The 21,303-nt window shown below is 53.8% G+C and carries 20 protein-coding genes; 19 read left to right on the forward strand and 1 reads right to left on the reverse strand.

Translation table 11 applies throughout. The annotated features are described in order from the left end of the window. A complete protein-coding gene (gene viaA / locus AAZT04_RS20680) occupies positions 1-1,464 on the forward strand; it encodes an ATPase RavA stimulator ViaA (RefSeq protein ID WP_046374847.1) in 1,464 nt (487 codons plus the stop codon). Positions 1,465-1,467: 3 nt separating this feature from the next. Here the strand turns inward: viaA and asnA are convergent, their stop codons facing one another. Then, complete coding sequence (gene asnA, locus AAZT04_RS20685; RefSeq protein WP_262244812.1) at positions 1,468-2,460, reverse strand: aspartate--ammonia ligase; 993 nt, start codon at positions 2,458-2,460, stop codon at positions 1,468-1,470. A gap of 155 nt (positions 2,461-2,615) precedes the next feature. Between asnA and asnC the strand changes: the two genes are divergently transcribed. The 18 genes from asnC to pstA all read left to right on the forward strand — a co-directional run bounded on the left by asnC (position 2,616) and on the right by pstA (position 21,266). Then, positions 2,616-3,077, forward strand: a complete 462-nt coding sequence (gene asnC / locus AAZT04_RS20690; RefSeq protein ID WP_004950461.1) for a transcriptional regulator AsnC — start codon at positions 2,616-2,618, stop codon at positions 3,075-3,077. 97 nt (positions 3,078-3,174) lie between these two features. After that, positions 3,175-3,615 carry an FMN-binding protein MioC gene (mioC, locus tag AAZT04_RS20695; RefSeq protein WP_012147574.1) on the forward strand — a complete coding sequence of 147 codons (441 nt, stop codon included), beginning with the start codon at positions 3,175-3,177 and terminating at the stop codon, positions 3,613-3,615. Positions 3,616-3,996: 381 nt separating this feature from the next. Continuing rightward, entirely contained in the window at positions 3,997-5,886 is a 1,890-nt protein-coding gene (mnmG, locus tag AAZT04_RS20700; RefSeq protein WP_046374845.1) for a tRNA uridine-5-carboxymethylaminomethyl(34) synthesis enzyme MnmG, read from the forward strand. A 137-nt stretch (positions 5,887-6,023) separates the two neighbouring features. Continuing rightward, complete coding sequence (gene rsmG / locus AAZT04_RS20705) at positions 6,024-6,644, forward strand: 16S rRNA (guanine(527)-N(7))-methyltransferase RsmG (protein ID WP_176984475.1); 621 nt, start codon at positions 6,024-6,026, stop codon at positions 6,642-6,644. A 638-nt stretch (positions 6,645-7,282) separates the two neighbouring features. After that, on the forward strand, positions 7,283-7,666 hold the full coding sequence (gene atpI, locus AAZT04_RS20710) for a F0F1 ATP synthase subunit I (protein ID WP_020837704.1): 384 nt from the start codon (positions 7,283-7,285) through the stop codon (positions 7,664-7,666). 21 nt (positions 7,667-7,687) lie between these two features. After that, positions 7,688-8,464 (forward strand): F0F1 ATP synthase subunit A, encoded by a 777-nt coding sequence (gene atpB, locus AAZT04_RS20715; protein ID WP_020837705.1) that lies wholly within the window; start codon positions 7,688-7,690, stop codon positions 8,462-8,464. 49 nt (positions 8,465-8,513) lie between these two features. Further along, positions 8,514-8,753, forward strand: coding sequence for a F0F1 ATP synthase subunit C (atpE, locus tag AAZT04_RS20720; RefSeq protein WP_004093904.1), 240 nt, complete (start codon positions 8,514-8,516; stop codon positions 8,751-8,753). A gap of 57 nt (positions 8,754-8,810) precedes the next feature. Continuing rightward, positions 8,811-9,281 (forward strand): F0F1 ATP synthase subunit B, encoded by a 471-nt coding sequence (gene atpF, locus AAZT04_RS20725; protein ID WP_004950476.1) that lies wholly within the window; start codon positions 8,811-8,813, stop codon positions 9,279-9,281. Between the two features lie 14 nt (positions 9,282-9,295). Then, entirely contained in the window at positions 9,296-9,829 is a 534-nt protein-coding gene (gene atpH, locus AAZT04_RS20730; protein WP_020837709.1) for a F0F1 ATP synthase subunit delta, read from the forward strand. A gap of 12 nt (positions 9,830-9,841) precedes the next feature. Next, positions 9,842-11,383 (forward strand): F0F1 ATP synthase subunit alpha, encoded by a 1,542-nt coding sequence (gene atpA, locus AAZT04_RS20735; RefSeq protein WP_020837710.1) that lies wholly within the window; start codon positions 9,842-9,844, stop codon positions 11,381-11,383. Positions 11,384-11,441: 58 nt separating this feature from the next. After that, positions 11,442-12,305 carry a F0F1 ATP synthase subunit gamma gene (gene atpG, locus AAZT04_RS20740; RefSeq protein ID WP_020837711.1) on the forward strand — a complete coding sequence of 288 codons (864 nt, stop codon included), beginning with the start codon at positions 11,442-11,444 and terminating at the stop codon, positions 12,303-12,305. 32 nt (positions 12,306-12,337) lie between these two features. Next, complete coding sequence (gene atpD, locus AAZT04_RS20745; RefSeq protein ID WP_020837712.1) at positions 12,338-13,720, forward strand: F0F1 ATP synthase subunit beta; 1,383 nt, start codon at positions 12,338-12,340, stop codon at positions 13,718-13,720. A 20-nt stretch (positions 13,721-13,740) separates the two neighbouring features. Continuing rightward, positions 13,741-14,160, forward strand: coding sequence for a F0F1 ATP synthase subunit epsilon (locus AAZT04_RS20750; protein ID WP_020837715.1), 420 nt, complete (start codon positions 13,741-13,743; stop codon positions 14,158-14,160). A 296-nt stretch (positions 14,161-14,456) separates the two neighbouring features. Beyond that, positions 14,457-15,827, forward strand: a complete 1,371-nt coding sequence (gene glmU, locus AAZT04_RS20755; RefSeq protein WP_434681568.1) for a bifunctional UDP-N-acetylglucosamine diphosphorylase/glucosamine-1-phosphate N-acetyltransferase GlmU — start codon at positions 14,457-14,459, stop codon at positions 15,825-15,827. Between the two features lie 291 nt (positions 15,828-16,118). After that, positions 16,119-17,948, forward strand: coding sequence for a glutamine--fructose-6-phosphate transaminase (isomerizing) (gene glmS, locus AAZT04_RS20760; RefSeq protein WP_046374842.1), 1,830 nt, complete (start codon positions 16,119-16,121; stop codon positions 17,946-17,948). Positions 17,949-18,284: 336 nt separating this feature from the next. Then, complete coding sequence (gene pstS / locus AAZT04_RS20765) at positions 18,285-19,325, forward strand: phosphate ABC transporter substrate-binding protein PstS (protein ID WP_020837719.1); 1,041 nt, start codon at positions 18,285-18,287, stop codon at positions 19,323-19,325. Positions 19,326-19,417: 92 nt separating this feature from the next. Next, positions 19,418-20,374, forward strand: coding sequence for a phosphate ABC transporter permease PstC (gene pstC / locus AAZT04_RS20770; protein WP_020837720.1), 957 nt, complete (start codon positions 19,418-19,420; stop codon positions 20,372-20,374). 1 nt (position 20,375) lies between these two features. Beyond that, positions 20,376-21,266 (forward strand): phosphate ABC transporter permease PstA, encoded by an 891-nt coding sequence (pstA, locus tag AAZT04_RS20775; protein WP_041415128.1) that lies wholly within the window; start codon positions 20,376-20,378, stop codon positions 21,264-21,266. Positions 21,267-21,303 lie beyond the last annotated feature (37 nt).

Genomic DNA, 21,303 nt, shown 5'->3' on the forward strand with positions numbered 1-21,303 from the left:
ATGCTCAGCCTGGAAACGCTCGATCTGCTGCTGGCGATCACCGAAGGTGAACTGATCGAGGAGATGATCATCGGTATGCTGGCGGCCCCGCAGCTGTCGATTTTCTTCAAGAAGTTTCCGGCGATCCGCCGGGCGCTGGATCGCGACCTGCCGCGCTGGAAGCTGCAGTTGAAACAGCGTCTGCATGAAGCCATGGTGCCACCTGCGCTGGCGCAAGAATTTTACCGCTATCAACAGTGCCAGTTAGAGAACAATACCCAGTTCTTTCATAACCTCAATGACACTCTGGACCTGCTGCGCCAGCTGGTTTCTCCTTTCTATGAGCAGGCTCGCTCGCTGGTGGATGCCGCCGATCTGCCCAATCATCCGCTGGACGACAGTTTCCAGACCCTGTTTTTACAACGCTGGCGTATCAGCCTGACGCTGCAGGCCACCATGATGCATCATCAGTTGCTGGAACAGGAACGCGAACAGCTGATGGCAGAGCTGCAGGAGCGCCTGGCACTGAGTGGGGCGCTGGAACCGCTGCTGTCGGAAAACGACACCGCCGCCGGGCGACTGTGGGACATGAGCAAAGGCCATCTTCAGCGCGGCGATTATCAACGGCTGGTGGAATACGGCAACTTCCTGCAGCAGCAGCCGGAACTGAAAAAGCTGGCGCAGCAGCTTGGGCGCAGCTATCAGGCCAAAGCGGTACAGCAACAGGATGCTTTGCCAGAGCCGTTTCGCGTCATGGTGCAGGTACCCGCCACGCTGCCGGAAGAGGTCAGCGGTATTCATCAGAGCGACGATATTCTGCGCCTGCTGCCGCCTGAGTTGGTCACGCTGGGTATCGAAGAATTGGAATTTGAGTTTTACCGGCGCCTGCTGGAAAAGCAGTTATTGAGCTACCGCCTGCAGGGCGATGTCTGGCAGGAACAGATAACGATCCGGCAGGTCACCCACCAGCAGCAGGATCAGCAGCCACGCGGCCCGTTTATCGTCTGTGTCGATACCTCAGGCTCCATGGGTGGGTTCAATGAGCAGTGCGCCAAGGCGTTTTGTCTGGCGCTGCTGCGCATTGCGCTGGCGGATAACCGCCGCTGCTACATCATGCTGTTCGCCAACCAGATAGTGCATTACGAGCTTACGGCCGCCAGCGGAATTGAACAGGCAGTGCGTTTTCTCGGTCAGCAGTTTCGCGGCGGCACAGATCTGGCAGCCTGCCTGAACGCCACGGTGAGTAAAATGGCGGAGAGCGGCTGGTTCGACGCGGATGCGGTGATCATTTCTGACTTTATTGCCCAGCGGTTGCCGGAGGAGGTCATAAAGAAGGTCAAACAGCAGCAGCAGAACCACCAGCAACGCTTTCACGCGGTGGCGATGTCCAGCTATGGCAAACCCGGCATCATGCGCATCTTCGATCATATCTGGCGCTTTGATACCGGGTTAAAAAGCCGCTTGATGCGCCGCTGGCGGCGCTGATTGTTACAGAAGCCCTTCGACCGCGTCACGCACTTGCGGTGACCACACGCCACACTGCACCTGACCAATGTGCGACAGTTGCAGCAACAGCATCACCAGGCGTGACTGGCCGATACCGCCACCGATAGTCTGCGGCATATCGCCACGCAGCAATGACTGATGCCACTCCAGCGCCAGACGATCTTCATCGCCGGTTTGCGCCAACTGGCGCTTCAGCGCACTGGCGTCAACGCGAATCCCCATAGAAGAAAGCTCGAAGGCATCCTGCAATACCGGGTTCCAGACCAGAATATCGCCGTTCAAACCTGCCAGCCCTTCTGCCGCCGGTGTCGTCCAGTCATCATAATCCGGCGCACGGACATCGTGTGATTTGCCGTGCGACAGCTTACCGCCGATCCCGATCAGAAATACCGCGCCCAGCTCTTTGGTAATCGCCCGCTCACGGCCTTTGGCATCCAGTTCCGGGTAGCGTTGCAACAGGGTTTCACTGTGAACAAAATGAATCTGCTCTGGCAGGAACGGCGTTAAGCCATATTCGCGGCTCACTTCGACTTCAGTGGCCTTAATCGCCGCATAAATACTGCTCACGGTGCTTTTCAGGTAATCCAGGCTGCGCTCACCATCCCCCATCACCCGCTCCCAGTCCCATTGATCGACGTAGACCGAATGGATCGCGCTCAGACGATCTTCATCAGGACGCAATGCTTTCATATGGGTATACAGGCCTTCACCGACGCCAAAATCGTAGCTGCCCAGCGTTTTACGTTTCCATTTCGCCAGTGAGTGCACCACTTCGAAGGTGGCTTCCGGCAGGGTTTTGACCTTTACCTGCACCGCTTTCTCACTGCCTGACAGGTTATCCTGGGTACCGTCACCCAGGCGGCTGAGGATCGGCGCCTGCACTTCGATCAGGCCAAGCTGCTGTTCCAGCTGGCGTGAGAAGAAGGATTTAACCAGGCTGATTTGTTGTTGTTTTTGAATAAACTGTTTTTTCATTGCCGTATCTCTTATAAACCTGTCTCTGTTGCCAACGATTAAGCAACAGAACGGCACCGTAATTCAATATCCGCTAATCAATATTGCCTTTTCACTTTTAATCGTTCATTTTGATGCGGCAATAATTCAACAATCAGCAATTAGTGGGGGATTAAATGGCTGAAAATTATCAGATCGATAATCTCGATCGCGGCATTCTTAACGCTTTGATGGAAAATGCCCGCACGCCTTACGCCGAACTGGCCAAGAACTTTGCCGTCAGTCCCGGTACCATTCATGTGCGAGTAGAAAAGATGAAGCAGGCCGGTATCATCACCGGCGCACGGGTTGACGTGAACCCTAAACGCCTGGGTTACGATGTCTGCTGTTTTATCGGCATTATATTAAAGAGTGCTAAAGACTATCCTTCGGCACTGAAAAAGCTCGAAAGCCTGGAGGAAGTGGTTGAGGCTTACTACACCACCGGCCACTACAGCGTGTTTATCAAAGTGATGTGCCGCTCAATAGATGCGTTGCAACAGGTACTTATCAACAAGATCCAGACCATTGACGAGATCCAGTCCACCGAAACGCTGATCTCGCTGCAGAACCCCATCATGCGTACCATCACGCCTTAGCCAATTAATTACTATACCCATATTATCCACAGGTAGATCCCAGCCGATTCACAGCGTACAATGCTGCCACTTTGAGAAGGCTGGGATCATTCATTTCATGGCAGACATTACTCTGATCAGTGGCAGTACGCTTGGCAGCGCCGAGTACGTAGCCGAGCACTTGGCTGAAAAACTGGAAGCTGCGGGTTTTACGACCGAAACCCTGCACGGCCCTGAATTGGATGAACTGACCCTGTCCGGGCGCTGGCTGGTGGTGTCTTCTACCCACGGTGCTGGCGATTTACCGGATAACCTGCAACCGCTGCTGGAACAAATAGAAGAACAGCTTCCTGACTTATCCCAGGTGCAGTTCGGCGCAGTCGGTTTGGGTAGCTCGGAATACGACACTTTCTGTGGTGCGATCCAACGGATCGACGATCTTCTGATCGCTCGCGGGGCGAAAAGGATCGGCGATCGGCTCGAGATCGACGTGACTGAACACGAAATTCCTGAGGATCCGGCAGAGGAATGGGTGAAAAATTGGATTAATTTACTCTAATTTGTTCAAAGTTCACCCGAACGATTGTGGATAACTATGCTTAAAAGCAGGGTAAAAGCGGTAGTTATCCCAATAACAACCTTAGGTCGCTTTTTGTCCTGTGCATAACATGCCATTTAGATCCCAGCTTATCAGCTATAGGATCACCGATCATTCACAGCTAACGATCCTCCTTAATCCGCTGATCTCAATCACGAATAGTCACTTATCCACAGAAGATCGCGATCCTAATAAGAGATCTAATAAAGAGATCTTTAAATAAAAAAGATCTTCTTTTAATTACCGACGATCCTGACCACTTGGTCGATCGACTAAACTTGAGTAGAATCGCCCTCCCCAGGGCAAACAACGATCGTTCGCAATACGGCGAGGTGCAGTTCCATGTTTTATCCAGAGCAATTTGACGTCATCATCATCGGTGGTGGCCATGCCGGTACCGAAGCCGCAATGGCTGCGGCACGCATGGGGCGTCAGACTTTATTATTGACACACAATATCGATACGCTGGGGCAGATGTCTTGCAACCCGGCGATTGGCGGTATTGGTAAAGGGCATCTGGTTAAGGAAATTGATGCACTTGGCGGCCTGATGGCCACGGCGATTGACCATGCCGGCATCCAGTTTAGGATACTAAACGCCAGCAAAGGCCCGGCGGTGCGAGCCACTCGTGCCCAGGCTGACCGCGTACTGTATCGCCAGGCTGTACGCACCGCCCTGGAGAACCAGCCGAACCTGATGATCTTCCAGCAGCCGGTTGAAGATCTGATTGTGGAAAACGATCGCGTTGTCGGTGCGGTAACCCAAATGGGGCTGAAGTTCCGTGCCAAAGCGGTGGTACTGACCGTTGGCACCTTCCTGGATGGCAAGATCCATATCGGTCTGGAAAACTACAGCGGAGGCCGCGCTGGGGATCCTCCGTCGATCTCGTTGTCACAGCGTCTGCGTGAATTGCCTTTGCGCGTTAATCGCTTGAAAACAGGTACGCCACCGCGTATCGATGCACGCACTATCGATTTCAGCGTTCTGACGCCGCAACACGGTGATACACCGATCCCGGTGTTCTCGTTTATGGGCAATGCCGGGCAACACCCGGAGCAAATGGCGTGCTACATCACCCATACCAACGAAAAAACCCATGACGTGATCCGCAATAACCTCGATCGCAGCCCGATGTATGCCGGGATCATCGAAGGGATCGGCCCACGCTATTGCCCATCGATCGAAGACAAAGTCATGCGCTTTGCCGATCGTAACGCTCACCAGATCTTCCTTGAACCGGAAGGCCTGACCAGCAACGAAATTTATCCTAACGGCATTTCCACCAGCCTGCCGTTTGACGTACAGATGCAGATCGTGCGTTCGATGGAAGGGATGCAGAATGCCCGTATCGTTCGTCCGGGTTATGCCATCGAGTATGATTTCTTCGATCCGCGCGATTTAAAACCGACGCTGGAAAGCAAATTTATCCAAGGCTTGTTCTTCGCCGGTCAGATTAACGGCACCACCGGCTACGAAGAAGCCGCTGCACAGGGCCTGCTGGCCGGTCTGAATGCCGGACGTTATGCCAACGAAGATGAAGGCTGGTCACCACGTCGCGATCAGGCTTACCTCGGCGTGCTGGTGGACGATCTCAGTACCCTGGGTACCAAAGAACCGTATCGCATGTTCACTTCACGCGCCGAATACCGCCTGATGCTGCGCGAAGACAATGCCGATCTGCGCCTGACCGAAAAAGGCCGCGAACTGGGTCTGGTGGACGATGCCCGCTGGGCGCGCTTTAGCGAAAAGCTGGAACACATAGAACAAGAACGTCAGCGCCTGCGCGACATCTGGATGCACCCGCATGCGGAGAATGTCGATCAGGTCAACGTACTGCTGAAAGCGCCGCTGTCGCGTGAAGCGAATGGCGAAGAGTTGCTGCGTCGCCCTGAAATGGATTACCAACAGCTGACCTCCGTAGCCGCATTTGCGCCGCCGTTGGCCGATACCCAGGCTGCAGAGCAGGTTGAGATCCAGGTAAAATACGAAGGCTACATCGCTCGTCAGCAGGAAGAGATCGAAAAACAACAGCGTAACGAAAACACCGTGCTGCCGTTGGATCTCGATTATCAGCAAGTTTCCGGCTTGTCGAATGAAGTGATTGCCAAATTGAATGACCACAAGCCGAACTCGATCGGCCAGGCTTCACGCATCTCCGGCATCACACCGGCGGCGATCTCAATTTTGCTGATCTGGCTGAAAAAGCAGGGTTTGCTGCGCCGCAGCGCATAAATCTTGTTTTTGTGCGACCGTTTGTCTATCAAGTAGACAAACGGTCGCTGACATCGTCCCGTGCCTGAATTATCATGCTTGGCTTCTTGGCCAGCCCCAATTTGGCTAGTCGTTCCACGCCAGTCAGAGGACCCGTTGTGCAGAAAAAATTAGACTCGCTGCTCAGTGCAGCAGGCATTACGCTTCCCGATCAGCAAAAACAGCAATTGCTGGGCTATGTCGGCATGCTGGACAAGTGGAACAAGGCTTATAACCTCACCTCGGTGCGCGATCCTCAGCAAATGCTGGTACGCCATATTCTCGACAGCATCGTGGTAAACCCGCATTTGCAGGGCTCCCGTTTTATCGACGTAGGCACCGGCCCCGGTCTGCCGGGCATTCCGTTGGCGATCGTTCGTCCTGATTCCCATTTCACCTTGCTGGACAGCCTGGGCAAGCGCGTGCGCTTCCTGCGTCAGGTGCAGCACGAACTGGGCCTGACCAACGTTGAGCCGGTACAGAGCCGCGTTGAGGAGTTCCCGGCCGAACCGCCGTTTGACGGCGTCATCAGCCGTGCTTTTGCTTCGCTGCAGGACATGCTGTCCTGGTGCCATCACTTGCCGGCGAAAGGGCAGGGGCGTTTCTACGCGCTGAAAGGGGTTCGTCCTGATGAAGAGCTGACGCAGCTGCCGGAAGGTATCGAACTCGAGTCGGTGGTGCGCTTGCAGGTGCCGGAACTCGAAGGCGAACGTCATTTGGTGATACTTAAAGCAAACTGAGTTTGTTTTTGATCAAATAAGCGTGAATTAAAAGATAGTGCCCAGAGTAAATGTAAGCAGGCTAATCAAATGGCGGTTTTTTTAGTTAATTTACTTTTTATTAACACAAAAATAGCCGCCAATTAGCGACAATAGAGTAATTGCAATTCGAAATAGTCACGTTAGCAACGATAAGTTAACGATTCTGCTTTGGCGCTAATGTTAATTGGCTGTTGTAATATTACGCGACAAGCTGTCAATAAAAGGTTTTTACCGAGTAGATGGATTGTTTTTGAACGGTTAACTTGTAATATTTTGATTTATAATGTTTTTTGATCACTCAATTTGCTAAAGACGGTTTACACGTCGGTGAGTTATAAATCAGAAAGAGGCATTATTGTGAGCGGTTCGACGTTTCGTACTGTAACGCTGGAATAATCAGACAATTTAATGCGCCCTATATTCCGACCGTTTTCTTGTGAAAATAGCCTGAAATAGGGGAATTTAAATAATTGTTCACCTTTTCGCTACTTATCGATTGAATTCGTTGGTATGCCCCGTATAATTTGCTCGTTTTTTGCTGCTTGACTCAGATCAGTAAAAACAGTTTTATACGTCACTCAGCATACCCCCTCTGGGGTACGGAGAGAACAAACGTCATGTCTGTGTCCCTTTACAGCGGAAAAGTTGCTCGTAAATTGCTGTTTCTGCAGTTAATGACTTTTGTTTTGATCAGCGCTGCCTTCGGTCTGAAAAGCCTGGAATGGAGCGGTTCGGCACTGGCGGGCGGTCTCGCAGCCTGGTTGCCGAGTACCATGTTTATGCTGTTTGCCTTGCGTCATCAGACGCAGACGCAGGCACCCGGTCGGGTCGCCTGGTCATTCGCCATCGGCGAGGGGTTAAAGGTCTTGATCACCATAGTTTTGTTGATCGTGGCGCTTGGGGTGTTCAAAGCGGAGTTTATACCGCTTGGCCTGACCTATTTAGCGGTGTTAGCGGTGCAAATTATCGCACCCGCCGTGATTAACAGTTACCGAAATTAACTAAATAAGGGTAGAGGCATCATGTCTGCAGAGGGATACAACAGTCCACAGGAGTATATCGGTCACCACCTGACGCAACTTCAGGTCGGGACTGGTTTTTGGTCGATTAACCTCGACTCGATGTTTTTCTCCGTTGTCCTCGGGGTTCTGTTCCTGGTGATTTTCCGCCGGGTTGCCAAAAACGCCACCAGCGGCGTACCGGGTAAGCTGCAAACCGCAGTGGAACTGGTCGTCGGGTTTGTCGACAGCAGCGTACGCGATATGTACCACGGCAAGAGCAAGGTAATTGCTCCGCTGGCGCTGACGGTGTTTGTCTGGGTATTCCTGATGAACATGATGGACCTGATCCCGGTCGACTTCCTGCCATTCATCGGTGCTCAGCTCGGTCTGCCGGCACTGCGTGTGGTGCCTACGGCTGACGTGAACGTCACCCTGTCGATGGCGTTGGGCGTATTTATCCTGATTCTGTTCTATAGCATTAAAATGAAAGGCGTTGGTGGGTTCGTTAAAGAGTTAACCATGCAGCCGTTCAACCACCCTGTATTCATTCCTATCAACCTGATCCTTGAAGGTGTCAGCCTGCTGTCCAAGCCTGTTTCACTGGGCCTGCGACTGTTCGGCAACATGTATGCGGGTGAGTTGATCTTCATCCTGATTGCCGGCCTGTTGCCGTGGTGGTCACAGTGGGTCCTGAGCTTGCCTTGGGCTATTTTCCACATCCTGATCATTACGCTTCAAGCCTTTATTTTCATGGTTCTGACGATTGTCTATCTCTCGATGGCATCTGAAGAGCACTGATTTTCTTAAAACACTTGCACTTTTAAACTGAAACAAACTGGAGACTGTCATGGAAAACCTGAGTATGGATCTGCTGTACATGGCTGCCGCTGTGATGATGGGTTTAGCGGCAATCGGTGCTGCGATCGGTATCGGCATCCTGGGTGGTAAATTCTTGGAAGGCGCTGCTCGTCAGCCTGACCTGATTCCTCTGCTGCGTACACAGTTCTTTATCGTTATGGGTCTGGTTGACGCCATCCCGATGATCGCTGTTGGTCTGGGTCTGTACGTGATGTTCGCTGTCGCGTAAGTAGAGAATTTCTCTACACTGAAACCACACTATTAACTTTTAAAGAGGCATTGTGCTGTGAATCTTAACGCAACAATCCTCGGCCAGGCCATCGCGTTCGTTCTGTTTGTCTGGTTCTGCATGAAGTATGTATGGCCGCCGATTATGGCAGCCATCGAGAAGCGTCAGGGAGAAATTGCTGACGGTCTCGCTTCTGCAGAACGTGCCAAAAAAGATTTGGACTTAGCGCAAGCCAATGCGACCGACCAGCTGAAAACTGCTAAAGCAGAAGCTCAGGTGATCATCGAGCAAGCAAACAAACGCAAAGCTCAGATCATGGATGAAGCGAAAGCCGAAGCCGAGCAGGAACGTAACAAAATCGTGGCGCAGGCTCAGGCTGAGATCGAAGCCGAACGTAAGCGCGCTCGTGAAGAGTTGCGTAAGCAAGTCGCGATGCTGGCAATTGCCGGCGCCGAGAAGATCATCGAACGTTCCGTGGATGAAGCTGCTAACAGCGACATCGTTGATAAACTGGTCGCTGAACTGTAAGGAGGGAGGGGCTGATGTCTGAATTTGTAACTGTAGCTCGCCCCTACGCCAAAGCAGCTTTTGACTTTGCCGTTGAGCATCAAAGCGTAGAGCGCTGGCAAGATATGCTGGCGTTTGCTGCTGATGTCACTCGCAATGAACAGATTTCTGAACTGCTGTCTGGCGCTATGGCGCCAGAGACGCTGTCCAAGACGTTCATCGCGGTATGTGGCGATCAACTCGACGAACATGGCCAGAACTTTATCCGTGTAATGGCCGAAAATGGACGTTTACTGGTTCTTCCTGCCGTGCTGCAGCAGTTCAACGAACTGCGCGCCTTGCTGGAATCCACCGTCGAAGTCGACGTGCTCTCTGCGAGCGCACTGAGCGACAAACAGCAGGCTAATATTGCCGCTGCGATGGAAAAACGTCTGTCACGCAAAGTTAAGCTGAATTGCAAAATTGACAAGTCTGTACTGGCCGGCGTAATTATCCGTGCTGGCGATATGGTGATTGATGGCAGCGTTCGCGGTCGTCTTGAACGCCTGACAGACGTCTTGCAGTCTTAAGGGGACTGGAGCATGCAACTGAATTCCACCGAAATCAGCGAACTGATCAAGCAGCGCATTGCTCAGTTCAATGTGGTGAGCGAAGCTCACAATGAAGGTACTATTGTTTCCGTCAGCGACGGGATCATCCGCGTACACGGTCTGGCCGAAGTTATGCAGGGCGAAATGATCGCACTGCCAGGCAACCGTTACGCAATCGCATTGAACCTGGAGCGTGACTCCGTAGGTGCCGTGGTTATGGGTCCGTACTCGGATCTGGCCGAAGGCATGAAGGTAAAATGTACCGGCCGTATTCTGGAAGTTCCGGTTGGCCGTGGCCTGCTGGGCCGTGTAGTTAACACCCTGGGTGCACCTATCGACGGTAAAGGCCCGGTTGATAACGACGGTTTCTCCCCGGTTGAAGCTATCGCCCCTGGTGTTATCGAGCGTCAGTCCGTAGATCAGCCGGTTCAAACTGGCTACAAATCTGTCGACGCCATGATCCCAATCGGCCGTGGCCAGCGTGAGCTGGTGATCGGTGACCGTCAGACCGGTAAAACCGCTCTGGCTATCGATGCGATCATCAACCAACGCGACTCCGGCATCAAATGTGTTTACGTGGCTATCGGCCAGAAAGCGTCTACCATCGCTAACGTGGTGCGCAAGCTGGAAGAGCACGGCGCACTGGCAAACACCATCGTTGTGGTTGCTACCGCGTCTGAATCCGCTGCACTGCAATACCTGGCGCCTTATGCCGGTTGTGCGATGGGCGAATACTTCCGTGACCGCGGTGAAGATGCACTGATCGTTTATGATGACCTGTCCAAACAGGCCGTTGCTTACCGTCAGATTTCCCTGCTGCTTCGTCGTCCACCAGGTCGTGAAGCTTACCCAGGCGACGTATTCTACCTCCACTCCCGTTTGCTGGAGCGTGCTGCGCGTGTTAACGCCGACTACGTTGAAGCCTTCACCAAAGGTGAAGTCAAAGGCCAAACCGGTTCACTGACCGCTCTGCCGATCATTGAAACCCAGGCAGGTGACGTTTCCGCGTTCGTTCCGACCAACGTAATCTCGATTACCGATGGTCAGATCTTCCTGGAATCCAACCTGTTTAACTCCGGTATTCGTCCGGCGGTTAACCCGGGTATCTCCGTATCCCGTGTGGGCGGTGCAGCGCAAACCAAGATCATGAAAAAACTGTCCGGTGGTATTCGTACCGCGCTGGCACAGTACCGTGAACTGGCTGCGTTCTCTCAGTTCGCTTCCGATCTGGATGATGCGACCCGCAAACAGCTGAGCCACGGTCAGAAAGTGACCGAGCTGCTGAAACAGAAACAGTATGCGCCGATGTCCGTCGCACAACAGTCTCTGGTGCTGTTTGCCGCAGAACGTGGCTACCTGAACGACGTTGAAGTCGCGAAAGTCGTGAGCTTCGAAGCCGCGCTGGTTGCTTACGCAGACCGCGAGCATGCTGAGTTGCTGAACCACATCAACCAAACTGGCAATTTCAACGATGAGATCGAGGGCAAACTGAAAGCCGTCCTCGAGACCTTCAAGAAAACCCAGTCCTGGTAACGCTCAGCGGCCTGCAGTTGAAAGACAGCAGGCCGTCTGGCAATGAGGAGAAGCAGAGATGGCCGGCGCAAAAGAGATACGTAGTAAGATCGCGAGCGTGCAAAACACGCAAAAGATCACTAAAGCGATGGAAATGGTCGCCGCCTCCAAAATGCGTAAATCGCAGGAACGCATGGCGGCCAGCCGTCCTTATGCAGAGACCATGCGCAAAGTGATTGGTCACCTTGCGTTGGGTAATCTGGAATATAAGCACCCGTACCTGGATGAGCGTGACGTTAAGCGCGTCGGGTATCTGGTGGTGTCTACTGACCGTGGTCTCTGTGGCGGCTTGAACATCAACCTGTTCAAGCGTCTGTTGGCAGAGATGAAAGGCTGGTCCGAAAAAGGCGTTGAAGTTGATTTGGCGCTGATTGGCTCTAAAGCGGCCTCTTTCTTTGGTTCCGTGGGCGGCAACGTGGTTGCCCAGGTTACCGGCATGGGGGATAAACCTTCCCTGTCGGAACTGATCGGTCCGGTGAAAGTGATGCTGCAAGCCTACGACGAAGGTCGTTTGGACAAGCTGTACATTGTCAGCAACAAATTTATCAATACGATGTCCCAGGAACCACAGATTATTCAGCTGCTGCCGTTGCCGCCTTCCGATGACGGTGAGCTGAAGAAAAAATCTTGGGATTACCTGTATGAACCCGATCCAAAAGTGCTGCTTGATACCTTGCTGCGCCGCTATGTGGAATCGCAAGTTTATCAGGGCGTCGTGGAAAACCTGGCCAGCGAGCAGGCCGCACGAATGGTAGCGATGAAAGCCGCAACCGATAACGGCGGTAGCCTGATCAAAGAGCTGCAGTTGGTATACAACAAGGCTCGTCAGGCCAGCATCACTCAGGAACTCACCGAGATCGTTTCGGGAGCCTCCGCGGTTTAAGCTAGGTTTACGAATTACGTAGAGGATTCAAGATGGCTACTGGAAAGATTATCCAGGTAATCGGCGCCGTAGTGGACGTCGAGTTCCCTCAGGATGCCGTACCAAAAGTGTACAATGCTCTTGAGGTAGAAAACGGTACCGAGAAGCTGGTGCTGGAAGTTCAGCAGCAGTTGGGCGGTGGCGTAGTTCGCTGTATCGCGATGGGGACCTCAGATGGTCTGCGCCGCGGTCTGAAAGTGAACGATCTGGAACACCCAATTGAAGTACCGGTAGGTAAAGCTACCCTGGGCCGTATCATGAACGTATTGGGTGAACCAATCGACATGAAAGGCGACATCGGCGAAGAAGAACGTTGGGCGATTCACCGTCCAGCGCCAAGCTACGAAGATTTGTCAAACTCCCAGGATCTGCTGGAAACCGGTATCAAGGTTATGGACCTGATTTGTCCGTTCGCTAAGGGCGGTAAAGTTGGTCTGTTCGGTGGTGCTGGTGTTGGTAAAACCGTAAACATGATGGAGCTGATCCGTAACATCGCGATCGAGCACTCCGGTTATTCCGTGTTTGCAGGCGTGGGTGAGCGTACTCGTGAGGGTAACGACTTCTACCACGAAATGAACGACTCCAACGTACTGGACAAAGTATCCCTGGTTTACGGCCAGATGAACGAGCCACCGGGTAACCGTCTGCGCGTTGCTCTGACCGGTCTGACCATGGCGGAGAAATTCCGTGACGAAGGCCGCGACGTTCTGCTGTTCGTTGATAACATTTACCGTTATACCCTGGCCGGTACCGAAGTGTCCGCACTTCTGGGCCGTATGCCATCTGCGGTAGGTTATCAGCCAACGCTGGCGGAAGAGATGGGCGTTCTGCAAGAACGTATCACCTCTACCAAGACCGGTTCTATCACTTCCGTACAGGCCGTTTACGTTCCTGCGGATGACTTGACTGACCCGTCACCAGCCACCACCTTTGCTCACTTGGATGCAACCGTGGTACTGAGCCGTAATATCGCTTCTCTGGGTATCTACCCGGCCGTTGACCCGCTGGATTCCACCAGCCGTCAGCTGGATCCGCTGGTAGTTGGCCAGGAGCACTACGATGTAGCGCGTGGCGTGCAGTCTATTCTGCAACGCTACCAGGAACTGAAAGATATCATCGCAATCCTGGGTATGGACGAGCTGTCAGAAGATGACAAACTGGTCGTATCCCGTGCGCGTAAAATCCAACGCTTCCTGTCTCAGCCGTTCTTCGTGGCAGAAGTCTTCACCGGTTCTCCGGGCAAGTTCGTATCGCTGAAAGACACCATTCGTGGTTTCAAAGGCATTATGGACGGCGACTATGACCACCTGCCTGAACAAGCGTTCTACATGGTTGGCGCCATTGAAGAAGCAGTGGAAAAAGCCAAGAAACTGTAACGCCTTGAGAGGAGGGTGATATGGCTATGACTTACCATCTGGATGTAGTCAGCGCGGAAAAACATATGTTTTCCGGCCTGGTGCAAAAGATCCAGGTGACAGGTAGCGAAGGCGAACTGGGGATTTTCCCTGGCCATGCGCCGCTGCTGACTGCCATCAAGCCTGGCATGGTGCGTATTGTTAAACAGCACGGTGAAGAAGAGTTCATCTACCTGTCCGGCGGTATCCTTGAGGTACAGCCGAGCGTGGTCACCGTGTTGGCGGACACTGCCATCCGTGGAACGGACCTCGACGAAGCGAGAGCGCTGGAAGCTAAGCGTAAAGCTGAAGAGCACATCCGTAGCTCTCATGGCGATGTCGACTATGCTCAGGCATCTGCGGAACTGGCGAAAGCGATCGCAAAACTGCGCGTTATCGAGCTCACCAGAAGAGCGATGTAACATTTTGGCGCGTGCATAACGCAACCAAAATTAAGAAAGCGGCCTATTTGGTCGCTTTTTTTTTGCTTTAAAATAAGCGTTTCAACCCAGTGGGCATTGTGATGTATAACCCTCGAGAGAGGCTAAAAATGTCTCCGATCGCCGACAGTTCCAGCCAGACTGGGGTTATCTGAATGTTAACTGCGGCGCGCCTAGTGCCCCATGGCCTGCGCCGGGTTCGTGAAGAGAAATATGTAGTAATATCGTCACTAAAGAGTTCTACTTTCGTCTATCAAAATGGAGTTATCAGGTTGCTTATGTCGAACAGCGCAATGAGTGTGGTGATCCTCGCCGCGGGCAAGGGAACACGCATGTATTCCGATCTTCCCAAGGTGTTACATCCATTGGCCGGTAAGCCGATGGTGCAGCACGTCATTGATGCCGCGATGAAACTGGGCGCGAAAAACGTCCATTTGGTCTACGGCCACGGCGGTGAGTTGCTGAAAAAGACCCTGACCGACAGTGCGCTGAACTGGGTGCTGCAGGCCGAGCAGTTGGGGACCGGCCACGCCATGCAGCAGGCTGCACCGCATTTTGCCGATGATGAAGACGTGCTGATGCTGTACGGTGACGTTCCGCTGATCTCTGTCGATACCCTGCAGCGCCTGCTGGCGGCGAAGCCACAGGGCGGCATTGGTCTGCTGACCGTAAAACTGGCTGATCCGAGCGGTTACGGTCGTATCGTGCGCGAGCAGGATACGGTGGTGGGAATTGTTGAGCACAAGGATGCCGGCGAAGCCCAGCGTCAGATCACTGAAATCAATACCGGCATCCTGGTGGCCAACGGGCGCGATCTGAAGCGCTGGCTGGGGATGCTGAACAACGACAACGCGCAGGGTGAGTTCTATATCACCGATATCATCGCGTTGGCACATGCCGACGGCAAGAAAATTGAGGCGGTCCATCCATCTCGCCTGAGTGAAGTGGAAGGCGTGAATAACCGCCTGCAGCTGTCGCGACTTGAGCGCATTTATCAGGCAGAACAATCTGAAAAGTTGCTGCTGGCCGGCGTAATGCTGTTGGATCCGGCGCGTTTTGATCTGCGCGGGGAACTTGTGCACGGTCGCGACATCTCTATTGATGCCAACGTAATTATTGAAGGTTCGGTCAAGCTGGGCGACCGCGTGAAAATCGGTGCCGGCTGCGTGCTGAAAAACTGCGTAATTGGCGACGACTGCGAGATCAGCCCGTATAGCGTATTGGAAGATGCGGTGCTGGCAGCGGAATGCACCGTGGGGCCATTCGCCCGTCTTCGTCCGGGGGCAGAGCTGGCGGTGGGCGCCCATGTCGGCAACTTCGTCGAAATGAAAAAAGCACGCTTGGGCAAAGGTTCCAAGGCGGGCCATCTGAGCTATCTGGGCGATGCCGAGATTGGTGACGATGTGAATATCGGCGCCGGTACTATCACCTGTAACTATGATGGCGCCAACAAGCATAAAACCATTATTGGCGACGGCGTGTTTGTTGGTTCCGATACCCAACTGGTGGCACCGGTCTCCGTCGGCAAAGGCTCTACCATCGCCGCTGGCACTACGGTTACCCGTGATATCGGCGAGGACGAACTGGTGCTAAGCCGCGTTAAGCAGGTGCACATCCAGGGTTGGCAGCGTCCGGTGAAAAAGAGATAGCCCTTCATCTTTCGAGCTGCAGCGTTGTTGGCTTCATGCCAGAACCCCAGTCACTTACTTGAGTAAGCTCCTGGGGATCCTGACATTTGCCGCCTAGCTGCAACTCGAAATCTATTGGGCGGCAGCATGTAGTAGAAAGAATATGTTTTGTATTGCGCTCCAATGTAGAGCCCAATACAAAACATAATAATCCCCATTCTCTACAGGCTCGGGGACGCACGGTAAAAACCGGCAAAATCAGGTCAAGACATCGAAAGCGCCCCGAAAGGCGTTTAATTAGGAATACAACTGATGTGTGGAATTGTAGGCGCAGTAGCGCAACGTGATATTGCAGAGATCCTGTTGGAAGGTTTACGCCGCCTTGAGTACCGTGGCTATGACTCAGCCGGTTTGGCAGTGGTGGATGCGGAAGGCAACGTGAACCGTTTACGCCGCGTGGGCAAGGTCAATAAACTGGCCGAAGCCGCGGAACAACATCCCTTGCACGGCGGCACCGGTATTGCTCACACCCGCTGGGCAACGCACGGTGAACCTACCGAAGCGAATGCGCACCCGCATGTTTCTGATTACATTACCGTGGTGCATAACGGCATCATCGAAAACCACGAACCGCTGCGTGAATTGCTGATCGAACGGGGCTATCACTTCAGCTCCGAGACCGATACCGAGGTGATTGCTCACCTGGTGCATTGGGAACAGCGCCAGGGCGGCAGCTTGCTGGAAGTGGTGCAGCGCGTGATCCCACAGCTGCGTGGCGCCTACGGCACCGTGGTAATGGATAGCCGCGACCCGAGCGTGCTGGTGGCAGCGCGTTCCGGCAGCCCGCTGGTGATCGGCCGCGGCGTGGGTGAAAACTTCTTGGCATCCGACCAACTGGCGCTGCTGCCGGTGACCCGTCGCTTTATCTTCCTGGAAGAAGGCGACGTGGTGGAAATGACCCGCCGCACCGTCAACATTTTCGACAAACAGGGTAACGCCGTTGAACGCCCTGAGATTGAATCTCAGGTGCAATACGACGCCGGTGATAAAGGCGCTTACCGCCATTACATGCAAAAAGAGATTTACGAACAGCCGCTGGCGCTGAAAAACACCCTGGAAGGGCGTTTCAGCCATGGCCAAATCAACCTGAGCGAGCTGGGCCCGCGCGCCGATGAGCTGCTGGCGAAGGTGCAGCATGTGCAGATCATTGCCTGCGGTACGTCATACCACTCTGGCATGGTTGCTCGCTATTGGTTCGAATCTCTGGCCGGTGTGCCTTGCGACGTCGAGATCGCGTCTGAATTCCGTTACCGCAAATCTGCCGTGCGTCCGGGCAGCTTGATCATCACGCTGTCGCAGTCCGGCGAAACCGCCGATACCCTGGCGGCGCTGCGCCTGTCGAAGGAATTGGGCTACCTCGGTTCGTTGGCGGTGTGTAACGTAGCCGGTTCTTCGCTGGTGCGTGAATCCGATTTGGCGCTGATGACCAAGGCCGGGACCGAAATTGGCGTGGCCTCTACCAAGGCCTTCACCACCCAGTTGGCGGTGTTGTTGATGCTGGTGGCGCGTTTGGGCCGACTGAAAGGCATGGCGGAAAGCGTTGAGCATGAAATCGTACACGGCCTGCAGGCGTTGCCGGCGCGTATAGAACAGATGCTGTCGCTGGACAAAAGCATTGAAGCGCTGGCGGAGGGGTTCTCCGACAAGCATCACGCGCTGTTCCTCGGCCGTGGCGATCAGTATCCGATTGCCATGGAAGGTGCGCTGAAGCTGAAAGAGATCTCCTACATTCACGCGGAAGCCTATGCGGCCGGTGAATTGAAGCACGGCCCACTGGCGTTGATCGATGCCGATATGCCGGTGATCGTGGTGGCGCCGAACAACGAACTGTTGGAAAAACTGAAATCCAACATCGAAGAAGTTCGCGCGCGTGGCGGCCAGCTGTATGTGTTCGCCGATCAGGATGCCGGTTTCGTCAGCAGCGAAGGGATGACCATCATTCCATTGCCGCACGTAGAAGAAATCGTGGCCCCTATCTTCTACACCGTGCCGTTGCAGCTGCTGTCTTACCATGTGGCGTTGATCAAAGGCACCGATGTTGACCAGCCGCGTAACCTGGCTAAGTCTGTCACCGTAGAGTAATCCGCTGCTGTTAATCTCTAAAAGCCGGCCACTGTGCCGGCTTTTTTCATAACGGGATCAAATATGACAAGAGTGCTACAGCGGAGATAAAAGTTGTCATATTCAAACGGATAGCGGCGTTGGAAAGGGTTTTTTTATTGATTAATTACTGAGTGGTTTTATGTTTAATGGTTTGATTTTTATAGAGTAATCATATCTGTGCTCTCACTGTAATATAACTGTCATATTTCGTACATTTTACTGTCACCAAACTGTCCTATTTTCCCTCCTGCAGCAATACTTACTCTGATGAAAACGACTCAAAGTCGATTTTTGAATATCCCATTAGGAGGGATTATGAAACTGATGCGTACCACCGTCGCCAGTATTGTGGCAGCGACTTTCTCCCTGACCGCCGTGTCCGCGTTCGCTGCTGCTAGCCTGACCGGTGCAGGTGCGACATTCCCCGCTCCGGTTTATGCCAAGTGGGCAGATTCTTATCAGAAAGAAACCGGTAACAAAGTTAACTATCAGGGCATCGGCTCTTCTGGTGGCGTGAAGCAAATCGTCGCCAATACCGTTGACTTTGGTGCCTCCGATGCACCTTTGAGTGATGACAAGCTGGCGGCCGATGGCCTGTTCCAGTTCCCTACCGTGATCGGTGGCGTGGTGCTGGCCGTTAACATCCCGGGCATCAAATCCGGTGAGCTGACCCTGGATGGGAAAACCCTGGGTGATATCTACCTGGGCAACGTGAAAAAATGGAACGACCCGGCGATCACCAAGCTGAACCCAGGCGTCAAGCTGCCGGATCAGAACATTGCGGTTGTTCGTCGCGCAGACGGTTCAGGCACCTCTTTCGTGTTCACCAGCTATCTGTCTAAAGCCAACGCGCAGTGGAAAGAGAAAATCGGTGCAGGTTCTACCGTTAACTGGCCAACCGGTCTGGGCGGCAAGGGCAATGACGGCATCGCCGCATTCGTACAGCGTCTGCCAGGCTCCATCGGTTACGTTGAATACGCGTATGCCAAACAAAACAACCTGGCTTACACCAAGCTGATTTCTGCCGACGGCAAAGCGGTTAGCCCAACAGAAGAGAGCTTCAGCGCCGCCGCTAAAGGCGTTGACTGGAGCAAAACCTTCGCCCAGGACCTGACTAACCAGAAAGGTGACAACGCCTGGCCAATTACCTCCACCACCTTCATCCTGGTGCACAAAGAGCAGAAAAACCCGGCTCAGGGCACTGAAGTTCTGAAGTTCTTTGACTGGGCGTATAAAACTGGCGCTAAGCAGGCTAACGACCTGGATTACGCCACGCTGCCGAACGAAGTTATCGAGCAGGTGCGTGCAGCATGGAAAACCAACGTAAAAGACAGTTCCGGTAAAGCGCTGTACTAACAACGCAGGGGCGCGTGATTCGGCGCGCCCCACTCAGTTTTTCAGGGCTCAATTCAGGTTGGGCCTGCCAGGGTTAACACAGAGAGTGATCTATGGCTGAGTACAAGCCGACCATTAAAGCACCGAGTAAAAATGGTGACGTCATCTTCAGCGCGCTGGTTAAACTGGCGGCGCTGATTACCCTATTGTTGCTGGGCGGCATTATTGTTTCGCTGATCTTCGCCTCCTGGCCGAGCATACAGAAATTCGGTTTCTCCTTCCTGTGGACCAAAGAATGGGACGCGCCTGCTGAGCAGTTCGGCGCCCTGGTACCGATCTACGGCACCGTCGTCACCTCGCTGATCGCATTGATTATCGCCGTACCCGTCAGCTTCGGCATTGCGCTGTTCCTGACCGAGCTGGCACCAAACTGGCTGAGGCGCCCGCTGGGTATCGCCATTGAATTGCTGGCGGCGATCCCGAGTATCGTTTATGGCATGTGGGGCCTGTTCGTGTTCGCCCCGCTGTTTGCCGAATATTTCCAGACCCCGGTCGGCGACGTGCTGTCAGGCATTCCGATTGTCGGTGAGCTTTTCTCTGGCCCGGCGTTCGGTATCGGTATTCTGGCTGCCGGGGTGATCCTGGCGATTATGATTATTCCTTATATCGCCGCCGTAATGCGCGATGTATTCGAACAAACCCCGGTGATGATGAAAGAGTCGGCCTATGGCATCGGCTGCACCACCTGGGAAGTGATTTGGCGCATCGTATTGCCGTTTACCAAGAATGGCGTGATTGGCGGTGTAATGCTCGGCTTGGGCCGTGCGCTGGGGGAAACCATGGCGGTGACCTTCATCATCGGTAACACCTACCAGCTCGACAGCGCTTCACTGTATATGCCGGGCAACAGCATCACCTCTGCACTGGCCAACGAATTCGCCGAGGCGGAGTCGGGCGTGCACACCGCCGCGTTGATGGAGTTGGGGCTGATTCTGTTTGTTATCACCTTTATCGTGCTGGCGCTGTCGAAGCTGATGGTGATGCGCCTGGCAAAGAGTGAGGGACGCTAACGTGACGACTATGGATATGCAAAATAGCGTAGCGCTGCTGGAAAGCCGCCGCAAAATGCAGGCCTGGCGCCGCCAGAAGAACCGACTGGCGCTGTTCCTGTCGATGGCGACCATGGTGTTTGGCCTGTTCTGGCTGGTGTGGATCCTGTTCTCCACCGTGACCAAGGGCATCGACGGCATGTCGCTGGCGCTGTTCACCGAAATGACTCCTCCGCCGAATACCGCGGGCGGTGGCCTGGCAAACGCCATCGCCGGTAGCGGCCTGTTGATCCTGTGGGCTACCGTGTTCGGTACGCCGCTGGGCATCATGGCGGGGATTTACCTGGCGGAATATGGCCGTAAATCCTGGCTGGCGGAAGTCATCCGTTTTATTAACGACATTCTGTTATCGGCACCGTCGATTGTTGTGGGCCTGTTCGTGTACACCATCGTGGTGGCGAAGATGGAACACTTCTCCGGTTGGGCCGGGATCATCGCGTTGGCGCTGTTGCAGGTACCGATCGTGATCCGTACCACCGAGAATATGCTGAAGCTGGTGCCGGATACGCTGCGCGAAGCCGCTTATGCGCTGGGCACGCCGAAATGGCGCATGATTTCCGCCATCACGTTGAAAGCCTCGGTCTCCGGCATCATCACCGGCGTGCTGCTGGCGATTGCGCGTATCGCAGGGGAAACCGCACCGTTGCTGTTTACCTCGCTGTCGAATCAGTTCTGGAGCACCGACCTGATGCAGCCGATCGCCAACCTGCCGGTGACCATTTTCAAATTCGCCATGAGCCCGTTCGCCGAATGGCAAGAGCTGGCCTGGGCCGGGGTGCTGTTGATAACCCTGTGCGTACTGCTACTGAATATCCTGGCGCGTGTGGTTTTCGCCAAGAAAAAGCATTCATAAAATTTTGAGCGCTGCCGTGGCGGCGCTGATGAAAAGA

It is taken from the genome of Serratia sp. Je.1.23.a, assembly GCF_051129805.1.
Classification (GTDB): domain Bacteria; phylum Pseudomonadota; class Gammaproteobacteria; order Enterobacterales; family Enterobacteriaceae; genus Serratia; species Serratia liquefaciens.